The organism is Nocardioides sp. Soil_C_8 (genome assembly GCF_057656315.1).
In genome coordinates this window covers 771453-785286 of the sequence record NZ_JBDGKQ010000002.1, presented here as the reverse complement: position 1 = coordinate 785286, position 13834 = coordinate 771453, and the positions used below count along the sequence as shown (strand labels likewise).

Here is a 13834-nt window from a genome sequence, read left to right as displayed (position 1 = left end):
TGTCCGCGACGTCGACGACGTCGCACTGATCGCCTGGGGGAGGCATCGTGACCGTGTTCCTGGTGGTGGGCGCCGTAGGCGTCCTGCTGCTCCTCGTGGCGCTGGTCGTCGGCGACGTCCTCGACGGTGCGCTCGAGGGCCTCAGCGCAGGGTTCTTCTCGACCGAGGCGCTCGCCGGCTTCCTCGGCGCCCTCGGCTTCGGCGGCGCCATCGCCCTCGCGGCAACCGGCTCGACCTCGCTGGCGGTCGTCATCGGCCTGGTGCTGGGCATCCTGCTGGGCTGGCTCGCGGCCCGGGCCGCGCGGTTCCTGCACGGCGACGGCAAGGGCGACACCGTGCGCACCTCCGACCTCCTCGAGAAGATCGGGTCGGTGGTCAGCGCGATCCCCGACGGCGGCTTCGGCGTCGTCTCGCTCAGCGTCGGCGGCCACCTCACGCGCCTGAACGCCCGCTCGAGCGTCGCCGTGCCTGCCGGCACCCAGGTCAGCGTCACCCAGGTCATCTCGCCGACGGCCGTCCAGGTCGAGCCCCTCTTCCTCCCCTGAAGCCTCCCCTGAAGTCCACGCACCACCTCTAGGAGAACCGCCCATGTTCGCTCTGTCCCCGGTCGTCACTGCTGTGGCCGGCTTCGTCCTCCTGCTGGTGCTGCTCGCCCTGCTGGTGACCACGCGCTACAAGGTGGCCGGACCCAACGAGTCCTTCATCATCACCGGCCGCAAGGGCAAGGGCGAGGTGCGCAACCCGGAGACCGGCGAGATCTCCACCGACCTGTCCGGCCAGAAGGTCGTCATGGGCGGTGGCGTGTTCGTCATCCCGTTCGTGCAGCGACTCGCCACGCTCGACCTGTCCTCGCGCCGCATCTCGGTGCAGATCCGCGGCGCGGTCTCCGGTCAGGGCATCAAGCTGAACCTCGACGGCGTGGCGCTGGTCAAGGTCGGCGGCAACGAGGACTCCATCCGCGCGGCCGGCCAGCGCTTCCTCAGCCAGCAGGAGGAGATCGAGACGTTCACCCAGGAGGTCCTCGCCGGCGCGCTGCGCTCGATCGTCGGCTCGATGTCGGTCGAGCAGATCATCCGCGACCGTGCCGCGTTCGCGCAGCGGGTGGCCGAGGAGTCCGAGTCCTCGCTCACCGGCCAGGGGCTCGTGCTCGACACCTTCCAGATCCAGGACATCACCGACGACGGCTCCTACCTCGCCGACCTCGGTCGTCCGGAGGCCGCCAAGCTCGGCCAGCTCGCCGCGATCGCCGAGGCCAACGCCCGCCAGGCGGCCGAGCAGGCGCGGATCGCCGCCGAGCAGGAGATCGCGGTCACGCAGCGCGCCCTCGCCCTCAAGAACGCCGAGATCAAGGCCGAGACCGACGCGGCCAACGCCCAGGCCGCCGCCGCCGGCCCGCTCGCGCAGGCCGACCGCGACCAGGCCATCCTGCTGGAGCAGGAGAAGGTCGCCGTCCGGCAGGCCGCCCTCAAGGAGCGCCAGCTCGACACGGAGGTGCGCAAGCCCGCCGACGCCGAGCGCTACCGCGTCGAGACCGAGGCGCAGGGTCGCCGCAGCTCCGCCATCCTCGAGGCCGAGGCGCGCAAGGCCGCCTCGATCGCCAACGCCGAGGCGGAGGCCGCGAAGGCCCGCCTGACCGGTGAGGGCGAGAAGTCCCGCCGGTCGGCGCTCGCCGAGGCCGAGGCCATCGAGGGCGCCAAGCGCGGTGAGGCCGAGAAGGCCCGCCGCGTCGCCGAGGCGGACGCCGTACGCGCCGAGGGTGAGGCGGAGGCCGCCGCGATCCTCGCCGCCGGACAGGCCGAGGCCGAGGCGATGGACAAGAAGGCGGCCGCCTTCGCGGGCTACAACGAGGCCGCCGTGCTGCAGATGCTCATCGAGGTGATGCCCAAGGTGGCCGCCGAGCTGGCGCGCCCGATGGGCGGGATCGACAAGCTGACGGTGATCTCCGCCGACGGCGCCGGCGAGCTCCCCAAGCAGGTGACCAACAACCTCGTGCAGACCATGGAGATGCTCAAGGCCACGACGGGCCTCGACGTCGAGTCGCTGATCCAGAAGTACTCCGCCACCAACGGGTCCACGACCCCGAGCCTGGCGGGCGGCGCTGACGGCACCTCGTCCAGCTGACGTCGTCGTGAGCGGTGAGTGAGACAGGTTTTCTGTCCCCGGAAGTTGCCTCACCCACCGCCGGTCCGGCGTCACGCGGCGCAGCGGTGAGCAGGACAGGTTCTGTGGCCGCAGACGATGTCTCACTCACCGCTGGGCGCAGGGCGTACGCCGATCCGTCCCGGCTGGGGCGCACCTGAGAGGATCGCCCGGACATGGCGAACCTGATCAACCTCGAGCGCGTCTCGAAGTCCTACGGCGTGCGGCCCCTGCTCGACAACGTCTCGCTCGGTATCTCCCTGGGTGAGCGCGTCGGCGTCGTGGGCCGCAACGGCGACGGCAAGACGACCCTGCTCGAGGTGATGACGGGCATCGAGCAGCCCGACTCCGGCCGCGTCTCGCGTACCCGTGGCGTCGAGATCGGCTACCTCCACCAGGGCGACGAGCTCGTCGACAGCCACACCGTCCGCGAGGCGGTGCTCGGCGGGCGGCAGGACCACGAGTGGGCCGCCGACCCGACGATGCGTCAGGTCGTCGAGGAGCTGCTGGCGGGGGTGACCCTCGACCGCGCGGTGGTCGGCCTGTCCGGTGGCGAGCGGCGCCGCTGCGCGCTCGCCGCGCTGCTGCTCGGGCGCCACGACCTGATCGTCCTCGACGAGCCGACCAACCACCTCGACGTCGAGGCCGTGGCCTGGCTCGCCGGCCACCTCGTCGGGCTGCCGAGCGCGCTGATCGTGGTGACCCACGACCGGTGGTTCCTCGACGCGGTGTGCCAGACGACGTGGGAGGTGCACGACGGCGCGGTCGACTCCTACGAGGGCGGCTACGCGGCGTACGTCCTCGCCAAGGCCGAGCGCCAGCGCCAGGCGGCGGCCACCGAGACGCGGCGGCAGAACCTCGCCCGCAAGGAGCTCGCGTGGCTGCGGCGGGGCGCCCCCGCGCGTACGTCGAAGCCGAAGTTCCGCATCGAGGCGGCCAACGCGCTCATCGACGACGTGCCGCCGCCGCGCGACCGGATGGAGCTGCAGCGCTTCGCCAGCCAGCGGCTCGGCAAGGACGTCATCGACATCGAGGACGTCGACCTCGCCCGCGGCGACCGGGTGCTGCTCGACCACGCCACCTGGCGCATCGGCCCCGGTGACCGGGTCGGCATCGTCGGCGTCAACGGCGCCGGGAAGACGTCGCTGCTCTCGCTCATCTCCGGCGCGCTGCCGCCCGACGTCGGCCGGGTCAAGCACGGTCGCACCGTCGAGATGCAGCACCTCACGCAGGCGCTCGACGAGATCGACCCCGAGGCGCGGGTGCTGCCGACCGTCGAGTCGATCCGCCGCGTGACCAAGACGCTCGACGGCCAGGAGCTCACCGCCACCTCGCTGCTGGAGCGCTTCGGCTTCACCGGCGACCGGCTGACCGCGCGGCTCGGCGACCTCTCCGGTGGCGAGCGGCGGCGCTTCCAGCTGCTCAAGCTGCTGCTGACCGAGCCCAACGTGCTGCTCCTCGACGAGCCCACCAACGACCTCGACATCGACACCCTCAACGTCCTCGAGGACTTCCTCGACTCCTGGCCCGGGACGCTCATCGTGGTCTCCCACGACCGCTACTTCCTCGAGCGGGTCACCGACTCGGTCTGGGCGCTCCTCGGCGACGGGCAGGTCTCGATGCTGCCGCGCGGGGTCGACGAGTACCTCGAGCGACGGTCTGCCCTGCAGGCTGCCGCTGCTGCCTCGGCTGCCGCCGCTGCGGCATCCGAACCGGCCCCCATCGGTGCGGGTTCGCCTGACGCAGACGCATCCTCGGTGCCGTCGGCCGCGGCCACCCCCAAGGCGCGCCCCGGGTCCGCCGAGGACCGCGCCGCCCGCAAGGTGCTCGCCCGCGTCGAGAAGCAGCTCGAGCGCATCGCCGTACGCGAGGCGGAGCTGCACGCCGAGATGGAGGCCAACCTCACCGACTACGACCTGCTCGCGCGCGTCGGCGAGCAGCTCGGCGAGCTGGCCGGTGAGAAGGAGGAGCTGGAGCTGGAGTGGCTCGAGGCCTCCGAGGTCGTCGAGTAGCGCCCTCCGGCCCCTCTGTCGAAGTCCCCGCTCGAGCGGGGAAACTGGCACTCGGAGGCCGCTGCAACCCCCTCCAGGTGTCGGTCTCCGCCGACAAGCTCAGCTGAAGGGCGCGAGGAGCGACCGCAGCAGGCCGGCGAGCTGGGTGCGGTCGCGGTCGGAGAGGTCGGCGAGCAGGTCGGCCTCCGCGGCGAGCAGCGCCTCGAAGGCACCGTCGACCGCGGCCTTGCCGTCGGCGGTCAGCCGCACCAGCACGCCACGGCGGTCGCGCGGGTCGGGGAGCCGTTCGACGAGGCCGCGCGCGGTGAGCCGGTCCACCCGGTTGGTCATGGTGCCGCTGGTCACGAGCGTCTCGCGCAGCAGCCGGCCGGGGGAGAGCTCGTACGGCTGGCCGGCCCGGCGCAGGGCAGCGAGGACGTCGAACTCCCACGACTCGATGCCATGCGCGGTGAAGGCGTCGCGCCGGGCGAGGTCGAGGTGGCGGGCCAGGCGGCTGATGCGGGAGAACACCTCGACGGGCGCGAGGTCCAGGTCGCCGCGCTCGCGGCCCCAGGCCTCGACCAGGTCGTCCACCTCGTCACGCATGACGACATCGTGCCAGATCTGTCGAGAATCTTGACATCGAGACTGTTGGGCGGGAGGGTGAAGTATCTCGACATCAAGACACCCTCGGCCGTCGCCCGGCTACCTGAGGACGTCCTGGTAGGCGACGACGCCGATTGACCTACCACCACGTCCTCAGATATCTCGGGGGGAGAACGAGGGCTGCGACCGACGACCTGTGGAGGACGCCATGAGCCACACCTGGGACCCCGACCGCTACCTGGCGTACGCCGACGAGCGCGGCAGGCCGTTCGTCGACCTGCTCGCGCGGGTGCCCGCCGAGAACCCGCGCGTCGTCGTCGACCTCGGCTGCGGCCCCGGCAACCTCACCGCCCTGCTGGCCGACCGCTGGCGAGGTGCCGACGTCACGGGTGTCGACAGCAGCGCCGAGATGATCGACGCCGCCCGCGCGGTCGACGGCATCCGCTGGGAGGTCGGCGACCTGCGCGATTGGGCGCGGCCCGACCCGCTCGCCCTCCGCGAGCCCATCGACGTGCTGGTCTCCAACGCCACCCTCCAGTGGGTCCCCGAGCACCTCGACCTGCTGCCTGGGCTGGTCGACCGCCTGCAGCCCGGCGGCTGGCTCGCGTTCCAGGTGCCCGGCAACTTCGACGAGCCCAGCCACACCACGCGCACCGACCTCGCTGCCCGCGAGCCGTACGCCGCGCACGTGCGCGACGCCCGCGTCCCGACCAGCCACGACCCGGCCGACTACGCCCGCGTCCTGCTGGACCTCGGCTGCGAGGTCGACGCGTGGGAGACGACGTACCTCCACGTCCTCACCGGCGAGGACCCGGTCTTCGACTGGGTCTCCGGCACCGGTGCCCGGCCCACGCTGCAGGCCCTTCCCGACGACCTCCGCCCGCTCTTCGAGGACGAGTTCAAGGCGCTGCTGCGCGAGGCCTACCCGGCCGACGCCGCCGGCCGCGTCGTCCTGCCGTTCCGCCGCATCTTCGTGGTGGCCCGCAAGCCGCAGGGGGTGCCGGTGCCGTGAGGCTCCACCACGTGCAGGTCGCGTGCCCGCCCGGGGGAGAGGGCGTCGCCCGCCGCTTCTACGGCGAGGGCCTCGGCATGACCGAGGTCGACAAGCCCGCCGACCTGGCGGCGCGGGGCGGGTGCTGGTTCCGGGCGTACGACGACTCGGGTGCCGTCGCGGCCGAGCTCCACGTCGGCGTCGAGGACCCGTTCGCCCCGGCGCGCAAGGCACATCCCGCCTTCGTCGTCGACGGCCCTGACGGGCTGGACGAGGTGGCCGCGCGGCTGCGTGCCCTCGGCTTCGAGGTCGACGAGAGCCAACGGGACTCGTTCCCCGGCCACGTCCGCCTCCACACCTTCGACGGCCACGGCAACCGGGTCGAGGTGCTGCAGCCGGCCTGACGCGCCCGTCCCCAGAATGGGGGCACCTCACCGCGATCGGGCACGGCGTCGGCGAGCGCGTCCCTACGGTGGCCCGGTGCTGAGGGAGCGCAGGGGGTCGCGGGCACGCGTCGTCGGGCGGGTGCTGCTGGGCGCTGCCGTCGTCCTGGCGGTCGGCGCCGTCGTGCTGGTCCGCTTCTGGGGCCCGCGCGAGCCGGAGCCGTCGCCGGACACGGCCGCCGAGACCGTCACGCCCGCCGAGCTCGGTGCTGCCGCCGGTCAGCGGGTCTTCATCGGCCACATGTCGATCGGCTGGAACCTGCTCGACGGGCTCGAGCGCCTGTACGCCGACGCGGACGTCCCCGAGGCGCCGGTCGTGCAGGTCGCGGTCGGCGACCCGCCGCCCGACCTGCCGGAAGGGCAGGGAGCCGTCGTCCACGCGGAGATCGGCGTCAACGGCGACCCGTTGGGCAAGCTCGCCAACTTCGACGAGACCATGCGGTCCGGCATGGCCGACGAGGTCGACGTCGCCATGGTCAAGCTCTGCTTCACCGACGTCACGGCCGACACCGACGTCGACCAGGTGTTCGCCGCCTACCGCACGACCCTCGACGGCCTGCAGCGCGACTACCCGGACGTCCGCTTCGTCCACGCGACCGTGCCGCTGACCGCGGCGCCCTCCGGCATCAAGCAGCACCTCAAGGTCCTCGTGCGCGGTGACGACAACGCCGCCCGCGAGCGGTTCAACGGCCTCGTGCGCGAGACCTACGCCGACGACGACCTCTTCGACATCGCCGCCGTCGAGAGCACCACCTCCGACGGGACCCGGCTCGCCACGCTCGCCCCCGGGTGGGCCGACGCCGACCGCGAGCACCTCAACGCCGCGGGGTCCGCGTTGCTGGCCGCCCGGTTCCTCGACGTCCTCACCCAGGGAGCATCCGCATGACCACCACCACGACGACCGCCACCACGCTCGACGCGCCGCCCCTGTTCGCACGCCACCTCGCGCGCCTCGAGGCCGAGGCCGAGATCCTGCCCGACCATCCCGAGGAGACCCCCGAGTCGACGCTCCGCGCCCTCTGGGCGGCAGCGGCGGGTCGTCCGCTCTCGGTGGCGGCCGCGACCGCGGTCCCCCTCGCTCCGCTGTCCGAGGAGGGCGAGCGCCTGCTCGCCGCGCTGGTGGAGCGCCGGGTCGCCGGGTCGCCGCTGGGTCACCTCACCGGACGGCAGAGCTTCCTCGGGGTCGAGCTGCTGGCCGGCCCGGAGGCGCTGGTGCCGCGGGTCGAGACCGAGATCCTCGGGCGCACCGCCGTCGACCTGGTCCGGGCCACCGACGGGTCATTGGTCGTCGACCTCTGCACGGGCGCGGGCAACCTCGCGGCCGCGGTCGCGGTGGCGGCACCGCAGGTCACGCTGCACGCCGCCGACCTCTCGACAGCCGCTGTCGGCCTGGCCCGGGCCAACATGCTCTTCACCGGCGTCGCCGACCGGGTGGCCCTGCACGACGGTGACCTCTTCGACGCCCTGCCCGCCGACCTCCGCGGTAGCGTCGACGTGCTCATCTGCAACCCGCCCTACATCTCGTCGGCGCGGGTGGGGGAGATGGCGGCCGAGATCTCCGAGCACGAGCCCCGGATGGCCTTCGACGGCGGCAGCCTCGGGCTCTCGATCGTCAGCCGGCTGGTGCAGGAGGCACCCGACTGGCTGCGGCCCGGTGGCTGGCTCTGCTTCGAGATCGGCCTCGGCCAGGGGGCGTACTGGCAGAAGCGGATCCCCCGCTTCCCCGGCTGGGAGGTCGTCGAGCCGGTCGAGGACGACGAGGGCAACATCCGCGTCATCACTGCTCGCCGGAGCTGACGGGCAGGCCGACTTTCGGCGGAAACTGACTCCTGGAGGGGGTTGCAAAGGCCACCAGGAGCCAGTTTCGCCGCTCGAGCGGGGAAAATGCACAAGTTACCCACTGGTAGCCTCGGGGCATGACTGCCGTCCTGGACCTCTGGAAGAAGACCTCCGCCCTCCCGATGGGCAGCCGCCTCTTCTCGCTCGCCTTCAGCCAGAAGGCGCCGTACTTCGCCTCCGTCCGGCCACGGTTCACCGTGATCGAGCCCGACCACGTCGAGCTGGTGGTCCCGAAGCGCCGTCGGGTGCACAACCACCTCGGGACGGTCCACGCCATCGCCCTGTGCAACGGGCTCGAGGCCGCGATGGGCGCGCTCGCCGAGTCGACGATCCCGCGCGGCCGGCGCTGGATCCCGAAGGGCATGGAGGTCGCCTACACGGCCAAGGCCACGACCGACATCACCTGCATCGCCGAGACCGACCCCGAGCAGTGGACGGCCGAGGTGGGGGAGGGGTACGACCTCCCGGTGCGCGTGCGGGGCGTGCGAACCGACGGCACCGTGGTCGTCGAGGGCGAGATCCGGCTGTGGTTGACCGAGAAGCGCTAGAGCGCCGTGGCGTTGCCGCTGTTGTGCGCCTCGCCGACCATCGGCACGTCGAGCACCTTCTTCTCGCCCACCAGGCGCCGTTGGACGATGGTCGCGATCCAGGTGAGGACGAGGTTGACCGCGACGTAGAGGCCGGTGATGACGATCGCCGTGGGCACCTGGTTGGAGAACTCGAGGTAGATCGGCTTCGCCACTGCCGTCAGGCCGGGGGCGAGGATGTAGTAGCCGAGGCTGGTGTCCTTCAGCGCGACGACCATCTGGCTGATGATGGCCGGCAGCATGATCTTGACCGCCTGCGGCAGCAGCACCGTCGTCATCACCTGCGACTTGCGCATGCCGATGGCGTACGCCGCCTCGGCCTGGCCGCGCGGGACGGCGTTGATGCCGGCGCGGAACACCTCGGCGAGCACCGAGCCGTTGTAGAGCGTCAGGGCGATGACGACGCACCAGAACGACGTCAGCGGGCCGTTGCCGATCGCGAGCAGGAAGAACGTGAAGACCATCAGCAGCAGGACGGGGACGGCGCGGAAGAACTCCACGACGAGCCATGCCGGCCAGCGCACCCACCCGTGGTCGGACAGCTTGGCGACACCGAAGACGAGGCCGAAGACCACCGCGAAGATGATCGAGAAGAATGCCATCTTGAGGGTCTCGAGGAGGCCGTCGACGAGGATGTACTCGACGTAGTCCGGGGTGACGAAGGGCTCCCAGAGGTCGTACTCGAGCTGACCTGCGTCGTAGAGCGCCCAGATGGCGTAGGCGACCATCGCGACCAGCACGAGGATGCTGACCACGGTGTAGATGCGGTGCCGGGCGACCGTCTTGGGGCCGGGGGCGTCGAAGAGGACGGAGGAGCTCATCGGGCGACCCTCACCTTTCGCTCGACGAGGTAGGACGACAGCGAGATGACCTCGACGACGACGATGTAGCCGATCGCGAAGGCGAGGAAGATCCCGATCCGCTGGTCGGCGTTGTCGTTGGTGAAGCCGCGCATCGTGGCGGTCGCCTCGGCGAGGCCGAAGGCCGCCGCCACGGAGGTGTTCTTGGCCAGGGCGATCAACACGCTCGTCATCGGCGGGATCACCGCGCGCGCGGCCTGGGGCAGGATGACGAGGCTCATCGACTGGGAGAAGGTGAGGCCGATGGCCCGGCCGGCCTCGGCCTGTCCGAGCGGGACGGCGTTGACGCCGGAGCGCATCGCCTCGCAGACGAAGGCCGAGGTGTAGAGGGTCAGCGCCAGGCAGGCGCGGAAGAAGAAGGCGGAGACGTTGTAGCCCGCGATCTCGAGGTTCTCGACGACCTTGAAGTTGTAGCCCAGCACCGGCATCGCGATGAAGATGAAGATGAAGATCATCAGCAGCGGCGTGTTGCGGAAGAGCGTGACGTAGAGCGCCGCCGCCTTGTTGAGGATCGACACCGGGCCGACCCGCAGGACGGCGAGGATGGTCCCGAGCACCAGCGAGGCGATGCCGGAGACGACGAACAGGCCGATCGTCAGGCCGAACGCCTTGAGGTACTCGTCGAAGTTCGAGAACACCGCGTCCATGGGCGGCGGGCTCCTCTCTGGTGGACGCCGGTGGGCCTCGCGGCCCACCGGCGTCCGATCAGTCGTGCGTCAGGTGTGGATCAGGTGCTTCAGGTGACGGGTGGTCCGGCGTCAGGCCGGGCACTCGTCCATGGCCGGCGGCTCGGGCGTGTCGACGCCCGACTGGCCCAGGGTGGCCTCGAAGGCCGCGTCCCAGTCGCCGTCCTCCTGCGCCTGGGTGATCGTGTCCACGATCCACTGGCACATCTCGGGCTTGTCCAGGCTGTAGCCGACGCCGTAGCGCTCCTCGGAGAACGGGTCCACGACGACCTTGAGCTCGTCGGGGTTCTCCGCGGCGTAGCCGAGCAGGATCGCACCGTCGGTGGTCATCGCGTCCACGGTGCCGCTGAGGACCTGGTCGACGCACTCGGAGTAGGTGTCGAAGCCGCGCGGCTTGGCGCCCTCGGCCTTGATGTTGTCCAGCGACGTCGAGCCGGTCACCGAGCAGACCTCGGTGCCCTTGACGTCGTCGAGCGACTCGATGTCGCTGTCGGACTTCACCAGCAGCTGCTGGCCGGTGACGTAGTAGGGGCCGGCCTGGCCGACGACCTGGCGACGCTCGTCGGTGATGGAGTACGACGCGATGACGAGGTCGACCTCGCCCTCCTCCAGGAACGGCTCACGGTTGTCGGAGATGGTCTCCTTCCACGTGATGTCCTCCGGTGCGATGCCGAGCGACGCGGCGAGGATCTTGCCGATCTCGGGGTCGAACCCGACCGGCATGTCGTCCGTGGCGCCCTTGAAGCCGATGCCGGGCTGGTCGTACTTCACGCCGATGGTGATCTCGCCCGAGTCGGCGAACTCCTTCATGGCCGTCCCGTCGTCGAACTCGTCGCCGGCGTTCTCCTGGACCTCGACGTCGGTGGTGTCACCGCCGTCGTCACCTGCGTCGCCGCAGGCGGCGAGCGAGAGGGCAAGTCCGACGGTCGCGATGACCGCCTTGGTACGGATGAATCGCATTCGCTTCTCCCTATGTTGTGGTGCGGGAACTCGTGGTCGGACGCGACGCCTCAGTGCTTGAGGATCTTGCCGAGGAAGTCCTTGGCGCGGTCCGATCGGGGGTTGGTGAAGAACTCCTCGGGGGTGTTCTCCTCGACGATCGCGCCGTCGGCCATGAAGACGACCCGGTCCGCAGCGGTGCGGGCGAAGCCCATCTCGTGGGTGACGACGACCATCGTCATGCCCTGCTGGGCGAGGTCCACCATGACGTCGAGGACCTCCTTGATCATCTCCGGGTCGAGGGCCGAGGTCGGCTCGTCGAAGAGCATCACCTTCGGCTCCATCGCCAGCGCGCGGGCGATCGCCACGCGCTGCTGCTGGCCTCCGGAGAGCTGGGCGGGGTACTTCTCGGCCTGGTGGCCGACGCCGACGCGGTCGAGGAGCTCGCGGGCCTTCTTCTCGGCCTCGGCCTTGCCCGTGCCGCGGACCTTGATGGGTCCGAGCGTGACGTTCTCCAGGATCGTCTTGTGGGCGAAGAGGTTGAAGCTCTGGAAGACCATGCCGACCTCGGCGCGCAGCGCGGCCAGCGCCTTGCCCTCCTGGGGGAGGTCCTTGCCGTCGAGGGTGATCGTGCCCTCGTCGATCGTCTCGAGCCGGTTGATGGTGCGGCACAGCGTGGACTTGCCCGAGCCGGACGGCCCGATCACGACCACGACCTCGCCGCGCTTGACGGTGAGCTCGATGTCCTTGAGGGCGTGGAGCTGCCCGAAGTGCTTCTGGACACCTGTCAGGACGACGAGGGGCTCGCCCCGGCCGGCGCTGACGGTTCCCGTTTCCTGCGCGGTCATAGGCGCAACCTATCGGCAGGCGCACCGGATGGGCCATCACGCATGGCCCTTGAGGACTATTACAGAGTGGTGACGATTCCTGCCCCGGGATCCCACCGGCGCAGGGAGGTGAGCCTCAGGACGACGTCCTCGTGCCCGAGCACCTCCACGGCGCGGCCCACGTCGGCGCGGGCCATGCGCCGGGCCAGCGTGACGTGCGGCAGCCACCCCAGGTGCTGGACGTCGCGCACCCGCGACCGCAGCCGGAGCACGGCGCGCACCAGCTCGTCGGGCACGTCGAGGACGCGGACGACGGAGACGCGGGTGCCGCCGAGGAGCGCGATCCCCGACGCCCTCACCTCCACCGGCAGCAGTCCCGCCACGAGGCCCGCCGCCCGCTGCTCGTCGTCCGGGCCGAGCGCCGGGGCGGCCAGCACGGTGACGTGCGGGCTGTTGGTGGCGCCGCGGTGGTCGAGCTGGGAGGGCAGCCCGGCGTCACGCAGCGCCTGCCAGTCACGGCGTACGACGTCGCAGCCGGCCTCGTCGGGCAGCAGCTCGAGCGCGTGCATCCGGGGCATGCCGCGAGCCTAGGTCGCGTCAGCGTGGGCGGCCCTCCCGGACCGACGCCCCCTCGTAGACCTGGACCCAGTCGACCTCGGCCGTGTCGTCGAGGTCGGCGGCGTCGAGGTCGTCGAGCTCGTAGTCGGCGGCCAGCATCGAGAGGATCAGGTAGCCCGGCACGTGGGAGACCGCCCGGCTCTCGCGGTAGTGCTCGCGACCGTCGACCCGGAAGACGTACTCCTCGGGGGTCCACTCGACCGAGAACACGTGGAACTCCTGCCACCACTCGCGGTCCGGGCCGAGGGCGCGCCGGGCGCTCGGGAACTTCCCGCCGATGCTCAGCGACGACCAGCCCGGTCCGTGCCACGTCACGAACGACCCGATCGTCTCCGTGCCGCGGCCGCTGTCGCCCCAGAACTCCATCACGTCGATCTCGGCGCCACGGGATGGGTCGTCGTCGTGGAACCGGCTGTCCTCGGGGAGCATCCAGAACGCCGAGTGCATGCCGTCGGCGCGCTGGAGCTTGATGCGCGCGGCGGCGATGCCGTACTGGGTGAGGTAGGTGTGCTCGGTGGCGACCTGGGTGGTGAGCAGGTACGGGCTCCGGCCGGAGCGCCCGTTCCAGTCCCAGTCGCAGGACTGGCCGGCACGGGCGGGGTCGAGCGCCACGCCGAGATGGAGGACGCCGCCGCCGACCGACCGTGCGCCGGGGTCGACGAGGGCGCACGTGCGGGGTGCGAGGTCGGCGTCGTGCTTGCGGTCCTGGTCGTTCCACACCGTCCGGTCCAGCCGGCTGCCGGAGAACGTGTCCTCGAAGTCGGGCGCCCAGCGCGGTGCCCTCACCTGGCGCGAGGTCCAGGTGATCCCGCCGGCCTCGGAGCTCACCCGGTAGGTCCCCCTCCGGACGGCGAGGGTCGCGACGCCGCCGGCGTCCTGGGTGTCACGGCCGACCACCCGCCAGCCACCCCCGCGCACCGACCGCTCGAACACGACGTCGCTGCCCGGCGACGCCGGGTCGAAGTGCGCGACCAGGGCCGCGCCCCGGACGGGGCCCGCGGGCTCCTTGCCGGGCTGGGCGATCGGTGGCAGCACGTCGACGGTGACCCGGACGTCATGGAGCCGGCGCTGCTCGGCCGAGGCGGGGGAACCGGTGGCGAGCAGCTGCAGCGACGCCGCGATCAACAGGACGGTAACAACGCCGCAGGTAGACCGAAATCGCGCGCGCTTGCGCCTCAGCGGCGGGGCGGATGGGACGAGTGACGGACGCATGGAGCCTCCCGAGACAGTGGTGACGGTGGTCGCGCTGTCTCGCTTGTTACCCAATTGTGGATGAGTTACCCACTGTGGCCCCTCCGGGCATCGCCC

At 71.3% G+C, this 13834-nt stretch carries 15 protein-coding genes; 8 read left to right on the top strand and 7 right to left on the bottom strand.

All coding sequences use genetic code 11. From position 1 onward, the window contains the following. Window positions 1-47 precede the first annotated feature (47 nt). The 3 genes from AC3A3L_RS13550 to AC3A3L_RS13540 all read left to right on the top strand — a co-directional run bounded on the left by AC3A3L_RS13550 (window position 48) and on the right by AC3A3L_RS13540 (window position 4151). Window positions 48-545, top strand: coding sequence for a hypothetical protein (locus AC3A3L_RS13550; protein WP_487640557.1), 498 nt, complete (start codon window positions 48-50; stop codon window positions 543-545). 43 nt (window positions 546-588) lie between these two features. Next, window positions 589-2121, top strand: coding sequence for a flotillin family protein (locus AC3A3L_RS13545; RefSeq protein WP_487640556.1), 1533 nt, complete (start codon window positions 589-591; stop codon window positions 2119-2121). Window positions 2122-2315: 194 nt separating this feature from the next. Continuing rightward, window positions 2316-4151, top strand: coding sequence for an ABC-F family ATP-binding cassette domain-containing protein (locus AC3A3L_RS13540; protein ID WP_487640555.1), 1836 nt, complete (start codon window positions 2316-2318; stop codon window positions 4149-4151). 99 nt (window positions 4152-4250) lie between these two features. Here AC3A3L_RS13540 and AC3A3L_RS13535 read toward each other — a convergent pair whose 3' ends face one another. After that, on the bottom strand, window positions 4251-4736 hold the full coding sequence (locus tag AC3A3L_RS13535) for a MarR family winged helix-turn-helix transcriptional regulator (protein WP_487640554.1): 486 nt from the start codon (window positions 4734-4736) through the stop codon (window positions 4251-4253). Window positions 4737-4944: 208 nt separating this feature from the next. Between AC3A3L_RS13535 and AC3A3L_RS13530 the strand changes: the two genes are divergently transcribed. The 5 genes from AC3A3L_RS13530 to AC3A3L_RS13510 all read left to right on the top strand — a co-directional run bounded on the left by AC3A3L_RS13530 (window position 4945) and on the right by AC3A3L_RS13510 (window position 8557). Next, window positions 4945-5748 (top strand): trans-aconitate 2-methyltransferase, encoded by an 804-nt coding sequence (locus AC3A3L_RS13530; protein ID WP_487640553.1) that lies wholly within the window; start codon window positions 4945-4947, stop codon window positions 5746-5748. Beyond that, window positions 5745-6131, top strand: coding sequence for a VOC family protein (locus tag AC3A3L_RS13525; RefSeq protein WP_487640552.1), 387 nt, complete (start codon window positions 5745-5747; stop codon window positions 6129-6131). The genes AC3A3L_RS13530 and AC3A3L_RS13525 overlap by 4 nt, the downstream gene beginning before the upstream one ends. A 76-nt stretch (window positions 6132-6207) precedes the next feature. Further along, on the top strand, window positions 6208-7056 hold the full coding sequence (locus AC3A3L_RS13520; protein WP_487640551.1) for an SGNH/GDSL hydrolase family protein: 849 nt from the start codon (window positions 6208-6210) through the stop codon (window positions 7054-7056). Continuing rightward, window positions 7053-7967 (top strand): N5-glutamine methyltransferase family protein, encoded by a 915-nt coding sequence (locus tag AC3A3L_RS13515; RefSeq protein ID WP_487640550.1) that lies wholly within the window; start codon window positions 7053-7055, stop codon window positions 7965-7967. Before AC3A3L_RS13520 ends, AC3A3L_RS13515 begins: the two co-directional genes overlap by 4 nt. 119 nt (window positions 7968-8086) lie before the next feature. Beyond that, window positions 8087-8557 carry a hotdog fold domain-containing protein gene (locus AC3A3L_RS13510; RefSeq protein WP_487640549.1) on the top strand — a complete coding sequence of 157 codons (471 nt, stop codon included), beginning with the start codon at window positions 8087-8089 and terminating at the stop codon, window positions 8555-8557. Here the strand turns inward: AC3A3L_RS13510 and AC3A3L_RS13505 are convergent. From AC3A3L_RS13505 to AC3A3L_RS13480, 6 genes are all read right to left on the bottom strand, one after another. Further along, on the bottom strand, window positions 8554-9417 hold the full coding sequence (locus AC3A3L_RS13505; RefSeq protein ID WP_487640548.1) for an amino acid ABC transporter permease: 864 nt from the start codon (window positions 9415-9417) through the stop codon (window positions 8554-8556). The genes AC3A3L_RS13510 and AC3A3L_RS13505 overlap by 4 nt on opposite strands. Beyond that, window positions 9414-10103 carry an amino acid ABC transporter permease gene (locus tag AC3A3L_RS13500; RefSeq protein ID WP_487640547.1) on the bottom strand — a complete coding sequence of 230 codons (690 nt, stop codon included), beginning with the start codon at window positions 10101-10103 and terminating at the stop codon, window positions 9414-9416. Before AC3A3L_RS13500 ends, AC3A3L_RS13505 begins: the two co-directional genes overlap by 4 nt. Window positions 10104-10214: 111 nt before the next feature. Further along, the gene (locus AC3A3L_RS13495; protein WP_487640546.1) at window positions 10215-11102 is read right to left on the bottom strand and encodes a glutamate ABC transporter substrate-binding protein; all 888 of its coding nucleotides are present in this window, start codon (window positions 11100-11102) and stop codon (window positions 10215-10217) included. A 50-nt stretch (window positions 11103-11152) separates the two neighbouring features. Beyond that, the gene (locus AC3A3L_RS13490; RefSeq protein WP_487640545.1) at window positions 11153-11929 is read right to left on the bottom strand and encodes an amino acid ABC transporter ATP-binding protein; all 777 of its coding nucleotides are present in this window, start codon (window positions 11927-11929) and stop codon (window positions 11153-11155) included. A gap of 59 nt (window positions 11930-11988) precedes the next feature. Then, on the bottom strand, window positions 11989-12486 hold the full coding sequence (locus AC3A3L_RS13485; RefSeq protein WP_487640544.1) for a 2'-5' RNA ligase family protein: 498 nt from the start codon (window positions 12484-12486) through the stop codon (window positions 11989-11991). Between the two features lie 19 nt (window positions 12487-12505). Continuing rightward, window positions 12506-13651, bottom strand: a complete 1146-nt coding sequence (locus AC3A3L_RS13480; RefSeq protein WP_487640543.1) for a glycoside hydrolase family 16 protein — start codon at window positions 13649-13651, stop codon at window positions 12506-12508. Window positions 13652-13834 lie beyond the last annotated feature (183 nt).

Excerpts from the sequence above, each read along its gene's own strand:
- AC3A3L_RS13545 (WP_487640556.1), top strand. The coding sequence starts at position 589 with ATGTTCGCTCTGTCCCCGGTCGTCACTGCTGTGGCCGGCTTCGTCCTC.
- AC3A3L_RS13540 (WP_487640555.1), top strand. The coding sequence starts at position 2,316 with ATGGCGAACCTGATCAACCTCGAGCGCGTCTCGAAGTCCTACGGCGTG.
- AC3A3L_RS13535 (WP_487640554.1), bottom strand. The coding sequence starts at position 4,736 with ATGCGTGACGAGGTGGACGACCTGGTCGAGGCCTGGGGCCGCGAGCGC.
- AC3A3L_RS13530 (WP_487640553.1), top strand. The coding sequence starts at position 4,945 with ATGAGCCACACCTGGGACCCCGACCGCTACCTGGCGTACGCCGACGAG.
- AC3A3L_RS13515 (WP_487640550.1), top strand. The coding sequence starts at position 7,053 with ATGACCACCACCACGACGACCGCCACCACGCTCGACGCGCCGCCCCTG.
- AC3A3L_RS13510 (WP_487640549.1), top strand. The coding sequence starts at position 8,087 with ATGACTGCCGTCCTGGACCTCTGGAAGAAGACCTCCGCCCTCCCGATG.
- AC3A3L_RS13505 (WP_487640548.1), bottom strand. The coding sequence starts at position 9,417 with ATGAGCTCCTCCGTCCTCTTCGACGCCCCCGGCCCCAAGACGGTCGCC.
- AC3A3L_RS13500 (WP_487640547.1), bottom strand. The coding sequence starts at position 10,103 with ATGGACGCGGTGTTCTCGAACTTCGACGAGTACCTCAAGGCGTTCGGC.
- AC3A3L_RS13495 (WP_487640546.1), bottom strand. The coding sequence starts at position 11,102 with ATGCGATTCATCCGTACCAAGGCGGTCATCGCGACCGTCGGACTTGCC.
- AC3A3L_RS13490 (WP_487640545.1), bottom strand. The coding sequence starts at position 11,929 with ATGACCGCGCAGGAAACGGGAACCGTCAGCGCCGGCCGGGGCGAGCCC.
- AC3A3L_RS13485 (WP_487640544.1), bottom strand. The coding sequence starts at position 12,486 with ATGCCCCGGATGCACGCGCTCGAGCTGCTGCCCGACGAGGCCGGCTGC.